The sequence below is a fragment of the Tenacibaculum sp. MEBiC06402 genome (assembly GCF_049239625.1).
Classification (GTDB): Bacteria; Bacteroidota; Bacteroidia; order Flavobacteriales; family Flavobacteriaceae; genus Polaribacter.
The window spans coordinates 86409-102783 of the sequence record NZ_JBMKKT010000079.1 but is presented as its reverse complement, the minus strand read 5'-3'; the positions used below and the strand labels follow the sequence as shown (position 1 = coordinate 102783).

Here is a 16375-nt window from a genome sequence, read left to right as displayed (position 1 = left end):
TAATATGATTAATATGTTGAATATTTTCTTCATAATATATATTTTCTGTTAATAACCCGTGTTTTGGGTCCAATTTCCATTTGCGAACTGAATTTCCTCAATTGGAATAGGAAATAATTCATTTTTATTAGGAGTAAATCCAGGAATTGAAGTTCCGTTTCCAGTTCTTACTAAATCAAAGAATCTATGTCCTTCACCAACTAACTCTAACCTTCTTTCGTTATAAATGTCTTGAGTCAATGTTGCTCCTGTACTACTTATATCGTGATTTGTGTCTCCAAATGCTCTTCTTCTAACTCTATTGACATATTGTTGTGCTCTCCCATCACTAATTCCTCCTCTATTTAATGCTTCAGCAGCCATCAATAAAACATCTGCAAAACGAATAGAACGATAGTTATTAGGATTCGTAAGATTCGGATCACCCGTATTTAAATCACCCTTTCTAGCGATGTACTTTCTATTGTAAAAACCTGTGTGCTCAAACCCTTCTGTAAAAGTAGCTCCAGTAGAAATTGCCCAGGCATTAATATCTAGTATAGCAACATCTCTTCTTAAATCGTCGGCATCAAAAGCATCATATACCTCTTGAACTGGAACATTGAAACTAAATCCAGAATCGAAATCTGGTCCGTTGTAATTTCTAATTCCATTGAATCCGACTGCTACGTTTCCTTCGCTACATTGTAAACATCCGAAACCTGCACCTTCAACATCTGTATATTGAACTTCGAAAACCGATTCTATTCCATTTTCACCAGCATGCTCAAAAATTGTGTTATAATCTTGAACTAAGTCAAACGGACCATTATTAATTAAATCCTCTAAGACATTTGCAGCTTCTGGAAATTTGTTTTGATATAAATACGCTTTTCCTAATAAAGCTTGAGCCGAACCTTTATTTGCTCTACCCACTTGAGGAGAAGTGTAAGATAAGTTATTGACTGCATACTGCAAATCTGCTTCTATGGATGCATACACCTCCTCTACAGATGATCTTGGAATTGATTTTTCATCACCTAATTCAAATCGAGCATCACCTTTTAAAGGAATACCACCAAACCACTTTACTAGTTCAAAATGATAATATGCTCTTAAAAAACGAGCTTCAGCAATGATTATGTTCTTACCATCAAAATCAGTTTTATCCTTGAACTCAAGGATATAGTTAGCTCTATTTACACCAGCAAACATCCAGTTCCAGATGTCTCTAAGATTACTATTTACTGGCGTATGAATCATGTCATCAATTTGTTGAAAACCAATTACATCAGTCGCACTTTCACCTCCACATAACGTATTATCTGAAGCGATTTCTCCTAACATTACGTTTACATATGTAGCTTGTAACAAATCATATGCTCCAACCAAAGCTCTATAATAATCATCTTCTGAGTTGAAGTAGTTTTCTGAGTCAATAGTGTACTCTTTTGTTTTGTCTAGAAATTCATCCGAACAACTATTAAAGGAAAACGCCATTAATAGAATTACAATGAATGAACTTATTATGTTATTGTATTTTTTCATGTTTTAATTCTTTTAAAATGCTAAGTTTAATCCTAATAAATACTGACGAGACAATGGATAAAATCCATAATCAATTCCACCTCCAATAGCTTGACCTGTAGTTGCTGCTGGATCGAAACCTTTGTAATTAGTAAAGGTAAACGCATTATTTACAGTAGTGTATAAACGTATTTTTGAAAAACCTACACGCTCTAAAACACTATTAGGTAAACTATAACCAACCTGAATATTTTGTATTCTTAAGAAAGAAGCATCTTCTACATAAAAGCTAGAAAATAATTTATTATTGGTTGCTCCTGTAGTTGTTCTTGGAACTTCATTACTTGTTCCAGGACCTTTCCATCTATCCAGATAAAAAGCATGACGATTAACATTTGGCTGATCTCTTTCGTAGTTACGAACCATTTCTTTGTTCAACTCTGAATACATATAAGATGTGAAATCCCAATTTTTATAATTAAAGCTTAAGTTTAATCCCATAATATATTCAGCTTGAGGATTTCCAATAAAAGTTCTATCATCAAAATCAATAACACCATCACCATTAACATCTACATACTTTAAATCTCCAGGAGCAGCATCGATTCCTAATAAACCAGCCTGTGATGGTGAATTATTCACTTCATCAACCGTTTGGAAAATTCCGTCGGTTTGTAATCCGTAAAAATAACCGATTGGTTGTCCAACTTCCATTCTTGCAGGCGCTAATTGCCCTACACCGAAAGCTCCTCCTTCTATTATAACATCACCATTAATTTTTGTAACTTCTCCTTGAACTCTAGTTACATTATAATTTATGTTGTACGAAAAGTCGTCACCAATGTTATCTTTATACTTAACAGCAAATTCAAAACCTTTAACTCTAGATGTTCCTGCATTTACAGTTGGACTTCCAGAACCAGGAGCTGCCGTACCAATAATACCAGAAACAGGTATATTTGGAATTAATAAGTCATTTCTATCTTCTTGGAAGTAATCTCCAACAATTTCTAGCTTATTATTAAATAATGTAGCATCGAAACCAATATCTAACTTTTCTCCTCTTTCCCATCTTGCATCAGTATTTGGTAAAGTTCCAACAGCGATACCATTTACAATAGCATCATCTAAAACATAAGTTCCCTCACCATTTAATTGAGCTCTAAAAAGATTTCCACCTGCATTTGTTCCTAGAAAACCGTAACTAGCTCTTAATTTAAAGAAGTTTAAAAAATCAACACCTTTCATAAAATCTTCTTCAGTAACTTTCCATCCAGCTGTAACAGATGGGAAGTAATCAACTCTATTATCTGGAGTAAAATCTGAAGCGGCATCTCGACGAATCATTCCAGAAATTAAGTATTTTCCTTTATAATCATACTGTAAGCGACCGAAATACGATAATAATCGATTATCAAAGACGTATGAACCATTTGTTAATGCATTTACAACTCCGTTTGCTAAGCTGATATCAGCAAAATCCCATGAGTTATTTGGAACATCAAAACCTGTTGCAAAAAGTCCATTTCCCCAACTTTTCTGCATACTTGTTCCAAGTGTCGCTTCGAAATTGTGATCGTCGGCTACCGTTTTTTTATAGTTGATAAAAGTTTCCCAGTTGTAGTTGTTCGAAGTTGTTCTTGACTGATCAACTTGACTTCTATCGCGATTGAAAACTTTACCTGCACCGTAATTTACAATAGGTAAAAATGTTTTTCCTTGATCGCTGTAAGTTTTGTAACCAATTCTACTTGTAACTGTTAAATCTTGTATCGGTTTATATTCTATTTGAAAAGTTCCTTCTAAACTGCTTCCAAAATAATCATTGTAGGTATCTCTGATTTGAGATAAAGGATTAATAACTTCATTTCCTAAAAATCCAGAAGTATCTTCTTGATCTAATGAATAAGTTGGTGCATAATTTAAGGCATTAAACAAAACAGACCCTAAACCATTTTCTGCAATACTTCTTCTAAAATTAGTAAAATAGTTCGTAGTTGTAGAAATTTTGAACTTATCACTCAAATCAATACCTAAAGTTAATCTGATATTGTTTCTTATAAAATTTGACTTTTCAGGAGCAATGATACCATCTTGTTCAAGTCTTGAAGCTCCTAAATAATAATTAATCTTTTCAGAACCACCAGAAATACCAACATTATGATTTATCATAAAAGCATTGGTAAAAATTTGATCCTGCCAATCTGTATTATTTGAAATAGCGTTCACATCAGGAAATGGTAATGACTGACCTCCAGCTGCATAACTTTCATTTAATAGAAAAGCATACTCCGTAGCATTTAAATAATCTAACTTTTTAGTTGTTTCTTGAATACCAGTGTAAACATCATAGGTAATTTTCATTTTACCATTTTTCCTACCAGATTTCGTAGTAACTAAAATAACTCCATTGGCACCTTGTATTCCATAAATCGCTGCCTGTGCATCTTTTAAAACAGATACCGATTCAATATCATTAGGGTTTATTGTATTCAAATTAGCTCCAGCTAATCCGTCTACAACTACCAAAGGTCCGTTCGCTCTATTGGAACTGATACCTCTAATAAGGATATTAAATCCACTACCAGGGGAACCAGACGCAGTGTTGATAGAAACCCCCGATGTTGTTCCTTGTAGCGCCAAACTAGCATCTACAGGTTTTAAGTCTTCAATGGTTTGGGAATCTACTAAAGAAACCGCCCCCGTAACATCTTTTTTTGCTTTGCTACCATACCCGATGATAACAATCTCTTGTAATTGTTCAGAATCCTCATCTAAGGATACATTAATAACTGAACCATTTACTGCTATAGTTTTTGTAGCATAACCTATAGAGGAAAATACTAAAGATTTACCATTGGCAACTTTAATACTATAATTACCATCAAAATCGGTTTCAGTACCATTAACAGTGTTTTTGATCATAACATTAACACCAGGTAAAGCTTCTCCTGTTTTTGAATCCGTAACTTTTCCACTTACAGTTATCTCTTGTGCTTGTATTACAACTATAGATAGTGACAAAATAAATAGTGTAATTAGGTTTCTCATATAACGAGTTTTTGATTATATCATAAAATTACTCGTTGTTTTTTATATTATTAACAATAAACCCCAATACAAAAAACATACAACTCAAAAAAAGCCTGAAACCTTAAGAAAAGCTTAACATTGTATAAGAAACAAAACACTTGTTTGTGATAATGTTGTAGTGATGTATAGGTATTTTAGAGGTTTTGTTGTGTTTTTAAATCTCTAAAATATAACTTGTTAAGTTCACATCATGCGGTAAATCCATCTTTTTTCGCAAACGATATCGCTTTACCTCTACACTTCTTGGAGAAATGTTTAGTAGCGGTGCTATTTCTTTAGAAGATAAATTCAACCTTAAATATGCACATAATCTAAGGTCGTTTGGAGTAAGATTATTATGAATCTTTTTTATCTTATTGATAAAGTCTTTATCGGCATTATTAAAAGCTTCTTCAAACATTTGCCAATCATCTGTATTGTTTAAGTTTTTATCAATTATTTTAATAACCGCTTTTAGACTTTTCTCATCTCCTTTGAGAATTTCTTTCCTCAAAGAACTTAGCAATTCATTCTTTTTAATCATACTCATTGTAGAAACAGCTAATTCTCTATTCTTACTTTCTACATCTTGTTTAAGCTGACTATTTTTAATCTCCATTAATTCTTTTTCACTTTCTAGTGATTTCAACTGGAATTCTCTTTCTTGCTTTTTCAGCAATTGCTCTCTTTGATTTCTATAATAACTTTTATAAAGTCTATCCATAAATAAAGAAAACAAAAACACAAATAAAACATAACTCACTAAAGCTAAATTAGATATATACCAGGCTCTTTTAATAGTAAAAGAATATGTAGGAACATTACTCACCAACTCATCTCCTATTTTTGCTCTAACTTTAAAAGTATAATCTCCAAAAGATAGGTTTTCGAATAAAATTTTATTCTTATAAGTCCAATCACTCCAATCTTCTTTATAACCATCTAGTTGATACTGATATTTAACCGGAGCATCTGTAGACAAGTAAGGAACGCTATAAGCAATTTCTATACTATTATCTTTAGGAGCAAGTTCGACTGAATTCTTAGCTGTAGTTTCTAAATATTTTGGTTCTCCATTAAGGGAATGATTTTTTATACTGTTAATGGATAATTCGTAGGCTATTTTATCATCAACTTTTAAATCGGTAATTATGTAACCATTTAGAGTTCCTATTAAGTACTTATTATCACTAATTCTTTGGATGTTTTCATAACCTATTGCTCCTTTTCTTAAATTACTAGTGATTCCTTTTCTGGTTATAATTGAATTTGCACTGAATTTATCTGGTCTTAAATAACTTATATTTTCTTTAGAAAATGAAAAAAGCTTGTTGCTCGTCTTATCAAATATTAGTTTACCAGACAAGAAATTATGCTTTTCTATTAATTTGTCTAAAACAGTGTCTTTCGCAAATTTATCCGCTTTGTCGAAGTATCTGAAAACACCTCCTTTATAAGCATAAATAATGTTATTTTGATACTTTATGAGGCTAGAGTGAACCCCTTTTATTATAGAAGTATCTATTTTAACCTCAACTACGCTTTCAAATTGATTATCTAATTTTAATTTATAAACACCTTTGTATTCATGATTGATGAAAACAGTATTGTTATGATATAATTCAAAATACTTACATGAATTATTGAAACCTTTCACTTTGTGAGATAATGTCCATTTTCCTGAAAGATTCTCTAAAACATACAAACCATCGTAGTTTCCTTGAAGTAACTTATTACTACTAATTTCTTTCACTCCCCACGTACCCTGTACATTACTAATCAAATCAGCAGTTGTTCTATCCACAACAAAAGTACCCGTGTTATGTCCGCAAAAAAGTGTATTATTTATGATGTCAAGACTCCAAACCTGACCTTGAGTATTTGGTATAAATTCAAAATTACTAGAAGAAGGATATTCCTTACAGAACAAACCTTGATTTGTTCCTAGATATAAAAAACCATTGTGAAGAGCAGTTGCGTAAACTGTACCTAGTTTTCCATTTTGATCTTTAAAAATACGTATAGAAGATGTTACATCTATTTTGTTAATTCCATTATCTAAACCCAACCAGACATCTCCTCTATTATCTTCAAAAGTTGTTAATACAGTATTGTTTGATAAACCATTCTTTTGATTTAAAACGTACTGAATTTCTCCAGATGAATTCACATAAACTGCACCGTTAGATATAGTTCCAATTATAAAAGAGCCATCATTTAGCAGACTAGCATTATAAATGGACTTTCCCTCTAAAAAATCAGATAGTTTAATATTTAAAATATACTTTCCATTACTTGTTAAAAAACCTTTATTTTGGGTAAGAAAAACCAACTCTTGATCTTTCTTAAAGACAAGTACAATAGTATTTTCTTTTAATGTTTTATCATCAGAAAATAATTTAGCAATTCCCTTTTCAATCTTAAAAACTCCTTTACCGGTTTCTTGAAAATAAACAGAACCGTCTACTTTAAACATTTTTGTAATCGCTGTTTCTGAATTAACAACTTTTACCAATTTACTGTTCAAATTATAGATATAAATTCTTTGTAAGGATTGAAAAAGAATCCATCCATCTAGCTCAATAATATTCCAGAATTGCTCATCAGATAATAGATTTACCTTACTTTCATTTACAATTGAAGTGTAATTTAAAACACCGAATTCATCTCTTTCCCAAAAACCAAAATCCATATAAAACCCAGTAAATATTTTACTTTGGTGGGCCTTAACCGAACGCATTATAGTTTGGTTGGGTGTTGAATACAAGTTCCAATTTGCACCGTTGAACTCCAAAAGCCCTTTGTTATTCGCTACATAAATAAAACCATTATTAGCTTGACTTATAGACCAGTTTTGTGATTCTGCATTATAATCTTCTGGATAAAATTTATTGATTAATGGAAGTTCTTGAGCATTTAAGCTCAATGTAAAAATCAATAAAAAAAACGTATAAATACTTTGTTTATTCAACTAAGAAAAATAAATATAGATTAGTATTACAATAATACAAATAAATATTCCAACTGGTTTAGTATGTTTCCAAGGAGTGATATCGACCTGTTTCGACTCCTTTTGTTCATAAGCAACAGCTTTTGGTTTTAACTTACCAATAATCAACATGATTATGGTATTTAAAACAAATAAAATTGCCATTACATGTAAAAAATGCGGATAAGCATCGGCTTTTACTACACTAAGCGCATCTTTCCCAACTACTCCTGAGCTTTTAACCATTTCAACAGCCTTATTAACAAAACTCGGCCTTAAAACAAACTCACTAATTATATATAAAACAGAACCTGTCAGCAAACCTATTTTAGCAGCAATTGCTGGCACTTTTTTAGTGACAAAACCTACAAAAATTATGGTTAAAATTGGAATACTATACACTCCATTTACTTGCTGTAGATAAGAGAAAATACTTTCTAGACTTGAAAGAAAAGGAGCTATGAACATTGCGGCAATAGCTAATAAAATACCAAAAGCTTTTCCATATTTAACCACTGTCTTTTCTTCCGCTTCTGGATTCAAATGTTCTTTGTAGATATCTATACCAAAAAGTGTCACCGAACTATTCAAAACACTATTGAAAGAACTTAAAATAGCTCCAAATAAAACCGCAGCAAAGAAACCTATAAACTCTTTTGGCAGAATTTTCCTAACCAATTGCCCATATGCCTCGTCTGGTGCTCCCACTTCCATTGTACCTTGAACAGACATATAATATGCTATAACTCCGGGCAAAACAACAATAATTGGTCCTAATATTTTGATAAAAGCTCCCAGTAATAATCCTTTTTGTCCTTCCTCAAGGTTTTTAGCTCCTAAGGCTCTTTGAATAATTTGTTGATTTGTTCCCCAATAAAACAACTGAACCAACATCATACCAGTAAAAATAGTAGCGAACGGAACCGAAGCAGATGAGCTTCCTATAGAATTAAAATGATTAGGAATTTTTTCTTGTAAAATAGCAAAACCATCAAACAAACTTCCATCTCCAATAAAAATCAATCCAAAAATTGGAATTAAAATACCTCCTATTAATAAACCTATAGCGTTAATTGAGTCGGAAACAGCTACAGCTTTTAAACCTCCAAAAACTGCATAAATAGATCCAATAATACCGATAGACCAAACACATATCCATAAAGCTGCTACTTTTGAAACTCCTAACAACCCAGGAACATCAAACATTCCGCTAATTGCTAAAGAACCAGAATACAAGATGGTAGGTAACAATACTATTGCATAACCACTTAAAAACAATACAGAAGTTAGCGTTTTCGTAGATACATCAAATCGCTCTGCTAAAAACTGAGGAATAGTAATTAAACCACTTTTCAAATATCTTGGTAATAAAAAAACCGCAGTTACCACCATTGCAATAGCAGCCAATGTTTCCCATGCCATAACCAAAATACCTTCTGTAAACGCAGAACCATTTAATCCAACAATTTGTTCAGTGGATAAATTTGTTAATAATAACGAACCCGCTATTACACCAGCTGTTAAACTTCTTCCTCCAAGAAAATAACCGTCTGAAGTTTGTTCATTTGTCTTTCTTGTAGCACTCCAAGAAACTACTGCAACTATTACTGTAAATCCAATAAATGATAATATTCCTAACATAATATTTTGGTTGTTTGTGTTGACAATTTAAGATTATTTATGTTCATAAAGTCCAAAAACACTTGCTGTATGGTTTTTGTATAGGTTGTTTTTAAAGAATTTCTCGTGATTAATCCTGTATTAGAATACTTTACATATTCTTTACAAATTTCATTAAACACTGTTAATCTTATAATCATATTCCTAAAAAATATAGATTATTACAATAATATCTAGTACATTGAATCTTTAAATATGCTTTGATACATCCAAAAAAAGGAAATTACTTTTAAAACCCAATTTATTAAAATGAACACCACTAAAAACTTTGATATTATTATAATAGGTGCAGGAGTTTCCGGAATTGGAATGGCTTGCAGACTTGAGAAAGAAATTGAAAATCTTAATTATGCTATTTTAGAACGAAGAAGTGAAATTGGTGGAACTTGGGATTTATTTAATTATCCAGGAATAAGATCTGATTCAGATATGCTAACCTTTGGTTATGATTTTCGTCCGTGGAATGGAGATAAAACTTTAGCCGATGGTCCGTCGATAAAACAATACCTCATCGATACAGCCGAAGAATACAAAGTAAAGAATAAAATATTTTTCAATTCAAAAGTTACTTTCGCGAATTGGGATTCGGAAGAAGGGCGTTGGAATATTACAGTTCAAGATGAAGAAACACAAGAACAAGTTTTTTATACATGTAACTTTTTAATTGCGGCCTCTGGATACACAATCATGATGAGGGTTATTTACCAGAGTTCAAAGGGACAGAATTATTCAAAGGTCCAATAATACATCCACAACATTGGCCAAAAGATTTGAATTATGAGAATAAAAAGGTAGTCGTAATTGGTAGTGGCGCAACTGCCATTACAATTGTACCTTCTATGGCAGATAAAACATCACATATAACAATGTTACAACGTTCTCCGACATATATTTATAGTATACCTTCTGTTGATAAATTATCTAAGGTATTACGGAAAATATTATCGGAAAAAACGGTTTATAAAATTGCTCGTTTTAGGAATGTGTTCCTTCAACAAATAATTTTTAAGTTGAGTAAAAAGTATCCTAAACGCATTCAAAAATTTTTAATTTCAAAAATTCAGAAACAACTTGGTAAAGAATATGACATTAAACACTTTACTCCTAATTACGATCCATGGGATCAAAGATTAGCTGCTGTTCCTGACAACGACCTTTTTGAGGTTATAAAAAAAGGAAAAGCCTCAGTAGTTACAGATCATATAGATTCATTTACCGAAAATGGAATTCTATTAAAATCGGGCGAACATTTAGACGCTGATATTATTATTACTGCTACTGGTTTAAAACTTCAAGTTTTAGGCGGAATGGAACTTCATGTTGATAATGAAAAGCATTTTTTAAACGAAAAAATGACTTATAAAAGTGTATTAGTTCAAGACACACCAAATTTTGCCTATCTATTTGGTTACACCAATGCATCTTGGACTCTTAAAATAAACGTTGCCACAAATTATTTGATTAAATTATTGCAAGAGAAAAGAAATAGAAATGCTAAAGCTGTAATACCGAAAACAGCAGATTTGAGTAATTCAGAAGAGAGTGTATTAGACTCATTAAATTCTGGTTATGTTAAAAGAGGGGGACATTTATTACCTCGACAAGGAAAAAGTTATCCTTGGCGAGTATTACATAATTATAAAATGGATAAGAGAGTATTGAAAAAACCTATTGAGGACACTTCTCTTAATTGGGAGTATTAAAATAAAAAACACACTTTTAAAAAGTGTGTTTTTTGGTTTTAGAATAACATAATAAGGATGAGTTCCCTAATTTCTATTTCTTACTACTCTTGATCTTGAAGTTGTTTTTCATCGTGATCTTTTTGAGTTTGTATTTCTGCTCGCTCTTTTATTTGATCTCGACGAATTATCTCTACTTTTAAATCTATTGTTTTGAGTTCTTTTTGTTGAACTAGCTGAACGATTATTAGAATAACTTCTAGTTTTTTGAACTTGAGCAGTTCTGTTCGTTCTATTTTTATTAGCTCTGTTGTATGAAGATGTTCTATTGTTTGATCTATTTACAACAGTATTTCTATTTCTTTTTATTGTTTGAGTTCTATTTCGAGATACATTTCTTTCTGCTCCTCTATCTCTAGAAATTGTTCTATTATTTCTAGCTACAGTTCTTGATCTGTTTACACTTCGATTATTGTTCTTCGTAACTCTACTAGCTCTACCTCTATTTATCTTTCTGTAGTTACGATCGTTTCTTTGGTACATCGTTCTTCTACTATCTCTAGATCTGAAGTTTACATTTCTAGCATTAGCAACTCTTCGTCCTCTATTAAAATGTCCTATACGAGCTCCTGGTCTGTAAAAGTTTCTATTTCTGTATGACCTATTATAAAAACCATTATAGTAATTGTTTCTATAAACATTATAAGAAAATCTATATGGCGAATAAAATCTTCTATATGGACGATCCCAAACAATACATCTATCAACTACAGGTACAGCAAAGAATCTATGAAAAGGTCTGTATACATAACGTCTGTTAAAGCTGTTAATATATCCTGTGCAGTTTAAGAAGTTACCGTAACTATTGTAGTTTACGAATAAACCACCTACACGAGATACACGTCCCCAACGATTATATCTAATAAATACATCACCTGCTTGCACAATTCTACCAAAGTGATCATAAAAAATCGGAACATCTTCAATTTGTACTACCGCTCCATAATCATCATATTGCACAAATGGATCGTAATTAAAACCTGAATTAAAACTAATATTAACTCCTGGAGCGTTTAAATTAACACTAACTCCATTTCTTGGACCGTTTAAATAAAAATCAAATTGTCCATCTGGATATACAGCGAATTCAACTCCACATTCAGAAAAAATGAACGAATTACCATAATTGTAGTAACGTGCCATTGTATTTGTACTTGTTTCTGATGCGTTAACTGTAAATGTTATTAACAAAAGTCCTGTAAGTAGTAAAACAAATTTTTTCATAATATTTGATTTTAGATGCATATCATTTTTTTGATATACACTTTACTTTATACAAGTAGCGTGCCAAAAATTAGAATCACTAATTTTCAAGGCTATAATAGGATTTCAAATACGAAGTAATTAGTAAAAAATAGCTCAGAAGAAATTTCTTCTGAGCTATATATTTTTACCATTATGAAATATTTATTCAAATGCATTTCCATATTTTTTAGAATATCTACTCATAATTGAACTATAATAACTGTTATCATCTTAGGCACATGACAATTGACTATAAATAGTTCAAGTACTGTTTTTTTCTAAACCTTTAATGCGTTTTATTTCATTATTGCTTAAAATTTTCCTTTTATTATAATTTTACATATTTCACAAAACAGTCATTTACTAGTTTTTAAAAGTTTGTATTCTAATATAATTATAAAGTGGAAATGTTTGTTCGAGTCTATAATCAATAGGGTTTACACTTTTTCTCCTTGTAAATATTCTTCCGTCTTGTCCAGAATATTCCCGACTTTTTGGGTGGAACAGTCTAACATGTATGTTAGCTTGATCACCTTTATAAGTTGTACCTGAAGTTAGTTTTGAAAAATAGAATTGATTTTCTAGAAGAAAATCTCCAGAACCATCAAAAGTGGCTGGTCTACCTACATCAATATCCATATATAAAGAATGATTAACTCCTTCAATTTCAAAATTAACCCTACCGCTAAATGCCCCTGAATGATTAAAGTAATCTTTGACATTAATTGCAAAAGCTCCTCTGGATTTAGAATGATCAAAAGCATATACCAACTGATCCCATTCTTGTTGTTTAGTAGTATTTCCTCCTCTTTGTAGTTTTAATACTGAACTTCCAAACATATTAAAAACATCTTGACCTGAAACAGAAGTCTCTCCTGCAATTATATTATCGGTGCCTATTAACTCTTGAGCCTGCTTTAAGGTTACTCCATATTGATCAGCAAATGATTGAGCAGTATCACCAGATTCTGCTATATAAGACGTGGAACCATCATTATTTAGTTTTGGCTTCCATAAAAAAAGACCTCCATCAGAATCTACTCCATTTATTGGATTATTCCCCATTCCTAAGTATGGAGAGTTATACTGACCATAAGGATCTGTGGTTAACCAACGTCCAATTCTACTATCCCATAAACGTAGTTCAAAAGCTTCCATTCCTGTTTCGGTGTCTTTCTCTTGCCCTTGATATGCATAACGATAATCTCCTTTTAAGTCTCTATTAGGCATTGGCATACCAAAAGGGTAATAATCTGTTGCGGCAGTCAAAGCCATTGGTTGATCATTTGCTCCTCTACCTATTACAGCTCTGACATTTCCTAAGTGATCTGTTAACTGATATAAACTTGTTCCATCGGACTTATAAACTCCTAATCTACCACTACCGTAAATCGTATTTTCAACAAGTTGTCGGTTTCTATAAATAGCCATAGCAGTTCCTGCTGCGTCTCTTACATAATGTTCGGTATATCCTAAACTGCCACTTCTTGTATTATAACTTTCCTTTTTAACTCTATGATTTTTGTCATTATAATAAAACTTAACCAGTGGTAATCCGTTTTTGATAACTTCTGAAACCAAACCACTAGAATTATATACATACTTTAGGTTTTCAGACTTATTCTCAATTAACTGACCAATTTCATTATATATGTAATTTAAGTCATTCTGACTTCCAATATCATTTGCTCCATTTACATTACCTGCAAAGTCTTTTACTTGTACAAGTTGATTTGGTTTATCCTTCTTATAATAATATGATAACTTGTCCATTTCATTGCTACCACCATCTTTATTCTTATTTCTATGCAAGGACTGAATGTTTCCATTCTCATCATAAGTAATATTATAAACATTATAATCTCCTTTGCCATCAACTCCTCCTTCAATATTTTCTACAATTTTACCACTCAACTCAAGTGAGGCTGTTGCTTTTAACTCAAACCCAGGTTTAAAAAGTATTGTTTTTGTTGCCTTTACATCTTCACTTTCAGCAGTTAAATCATCTCTAATCTCCAAACTATTAAAGTTTACATCAGCTGTAATGGGTTGATTAAAACTTGCTCCTGTTAACCAATTATTTTTATTGTAGCTATAGTAATAACTATTTTTAACTGCTGAAAAATCAGGTCTTTTTGTATTCCAAGTTATCGCTTTAATATTTCCATTATATTGTTCTATACCTCCGGATATATCAGGAACTGGAGTAGGTGTATTCTTACGATGATAATCTCCATTATAATAATGCAAATTCATACCAAAAAGATCATTTCTATCATTTCCAGGGTCATTACTATCATTTAAATTTGGATGGTTAATACTTTTTAACGCTCCATTTAAATTGTATACATAATCAACTCCTTGCAATCCTCTAGCTAGATTAAGCCTTTTTAAAGCACCTGTTTCATAATAATTATAACTAGCATGCTCTTTGTAAATTCTTCCATCTGTTGAAGTTTCTACTTTAACCAAATTGTAATTACTCTCGTCATACGTATACCTATGTATAAACTGATCTGATTTCCCTTTTTGAAAAACAACTATATTTACTTGACTAGTTATAGGATCGTATTCATAATCGATTGTTTTTATACCTAATCCAGGAATATTCTGAACAATCCATTTTACTCTTCCATAGATATCATAACTATAATAAGTAGTTGTTTGATTATTCCATGTTTTACTTACATTTCCAGATAAAAACTGTGGTTTTTTATAACCATTTGGTAATATATTAACCTCTGTAGATTCTAAATAATCATAAGTTGTTTTATGAACCTCTGATGTTGAACCTGGAAAATTATATCCATCTGGATCAAGAGTATCGAAATTAATTGGTTTAAAACCAGTATATACTCCACTTTCTATTGGTCTTCCTAAATTGTCATAATTGGTATAGGACATTTGATTATTAGTTCTTTGTTTGCTGTTTTGTGAATAACGAATTTGTCCATCTTTTCTATATTTAAACCAAGCTTCACCTTCATCTGGACTTTTGCTATAAATCAATTGCCCAAGAGAATTATATTCAAACTCACTTTTTAATTTTTGTAATGGTTGGTAAGTAGCAATTACTCTTCCTGTTTCATCGTATTCATTTAGACTAAAATTATAATAATTTTCAGGATATTTCACGTGTATTGGAATCCAATTATCTCCTTTATAATCTATTCGGTAAACTCCAGGGCCTAAAGAACTAAAAGATGTTGTTACTTTTTTTTCCGTAATCAAATCATAAATATCAAAAGACTCACGGCTCATTATTTGATTTACATCATTTTTAACTTCAATACCTCTTGTACCTACTGGAATATGAATATCCACAAAATCTTGTTCATTAATTAAGACCGTCGAATATCGTATTTCTTGTTCCTCTTCTTCATTTCCACTTCGAGCAGAAGCTAAAGTATGACCATCAGTATCTGTAAAAACAACATTTTCTATTCCATGAGCATCACGTGAAATAGTTTTACTCACTTTAATATTAGAATACTCAGGATTGTTAAACGCAGTATTTTGAGACAATTCTTGACCTGCTGGCATAGAAAACACATAACCTTGTTTCCATTCTTCATCGATTTTATTTCCTCCAATAGCTCTTAAAATTCCTCCTGGAGTTAATTCGCTATAAATAGTTCTAGAATATGGACGATTAGTTACATCTTGGAATGGTTCACTTGTATTATTTTCACTGTAGTACCAACCTAATGTATTTGCCTGACTACCAACAACTGAGGGATTATTTATATCTGAATTTTCAAAATCTGCAATACCAAAGATCGAATTATTTGTTTTTTTAATAAAATCATTCTTATATGTAAAGTCAGTATTAAATGATATTGGAGCACTGAGCGTTTGTATAGCCGATCGTCCGTGCCTATCATACAAAATAACACTTGCCCAATTTTTACCTGTTTTCGTATCAAAACTTTGTGTTTGATTTAATCTTGCCATATTATCAAAAAACTGAACATTTGCAGCTATAACTTTACCTGTTATATCAAACGCATTCACCGAAACCCAGTTTTTGTCTGAATCTGTTACTTTCTTTTCTGTATTCTGTGTTAATGATATTTGAGTTTGCCCCAAAACAATTAACATTAAAATATATTTCTTAATTCTCATAAGTATTTGAATATTT

Annotated in this window: 8 protein-coding genes; 2 read left to right on the top strand and 6 right to left on the bottom strand. The window is 31.4% G+C overall.

Going from position 1 to position 16375, the window contains the following annotated elements; all coding sequences use genetic code 11:
• Positions 1-48: 48 nt before the first annotated feature.
• The 4 genes from ACOSP6_RS01585 to ACOSP6_RS01570 all read right to left on the bottom strand — a co-directional run bounded on the left by ACOSP6_RS01585 (position 49) and on the right by ACOSP6_RS01570 (position 9208).
• A complete protein-coding gene (locus ACOSP6_RS01585; RefSeq protein ID WP_422092742.1) occupies positions 49-1527 on the bottom strand; it encodes a RagB/SusD family nutrient uptake outer membrane protein in 1479 nt (492 codons plus the stop codon).
• Between the two features lie 12 nt (positions 1528-1539).
• On the bottom strand, positions 1540-4557 hold the full coding sequence (locus ACOSP6_RS01580; protein ID WP_422092741.1) for a SusC/RagA family TonB-linked outer membrane protein: 3018 nt from the start codon (positions 4555-4557) through the stop codon (positions 1540-1542).
• Between the two features lie 196 nt (positions 4558-4753).
• Complete coding sequence (locus tag ACOSP6_RS01575) at positions 4754-7516, bottom strand: triple tyrosine motif-containing protein (protein WP_422092740.1); 2763 nt, start codon at positions 7514-7516, stop codon at positions 4754-4756.
• Between the two features lie 33 nt (positions 7517-7549).
• Positions 7550-9208: a solute:sodium symporter family transporter gene (locus ACOSP6_RS01570; protein WP_422092739.1), complete on the bottom strand. Its 1659-nt coding sequence runs from the start codon at positions 9206-9208 to the stop codon at positions 7550-7552.
• A 246-nt stretch (positions 9209-9454) separates the two neighbouring features.
• Here ACOSP6_RS01570 and ACOSP6_RS01565 point away from each other — a divergent pair, with 246 nt between their 5' ends.
• Both ACOSP6_RS01565 and ACOSP6_RS01560 read left to right on the top strand, forming a co-directional pair.
• Complete coding sequence (locus ACOSP6_RS01565; protein ID WP_422092744.1) at positions 9455-9991, top strand: NAD(P)-binding protein; 537 nt, start codon at positions 9455-9457, stop codon at positions 9989-9991.
• Entirely contained in the window at positions 9925-10950 is a 1026-nt protein-coding gene (locus tag ACOSP6_RS01560; RefSeq protein ID WP_422092743.1) for a flavin-containing monooxygenase, read from the top strand. Before ACOSP6_RS01565 ends, ACOSP6_RS01560 begins: the two co-directional genes overlap by 67 nt.
• A gap of 108 nt (positions 10951-11058) precedes the next feature.
• Here ACOSP6_RS01560 and ACOSP6_RS01555 read toward each other — a convergent pair whose 3' ends face one another.
• Positions 11059-12213, bottom strand: a complete 1155-nt coding sequence (locus tag ACOSP6_RS01555; protein ID WP_422092738.1) for a hypothetical protein — start codon at positions 12211-12213, stop codon at positions 11059-11061.
• Positions 12214-12597: 384 nt separating this feature from the next.
• The gene (locus tag ACOSP6_RS01550) at positions 12598-16359 is read right to left on the bottom strand and encodes an RHS repeat domain-containing protein (protein WP_422092737.1); all 3762 of its coding nucleotides are present in this window, start codon (positions 16357-16359) and stop codon (positions 12598-12600) included.
• Between the last annotated feature and the right edge of the window lie 16 nt (positions 16360-16375).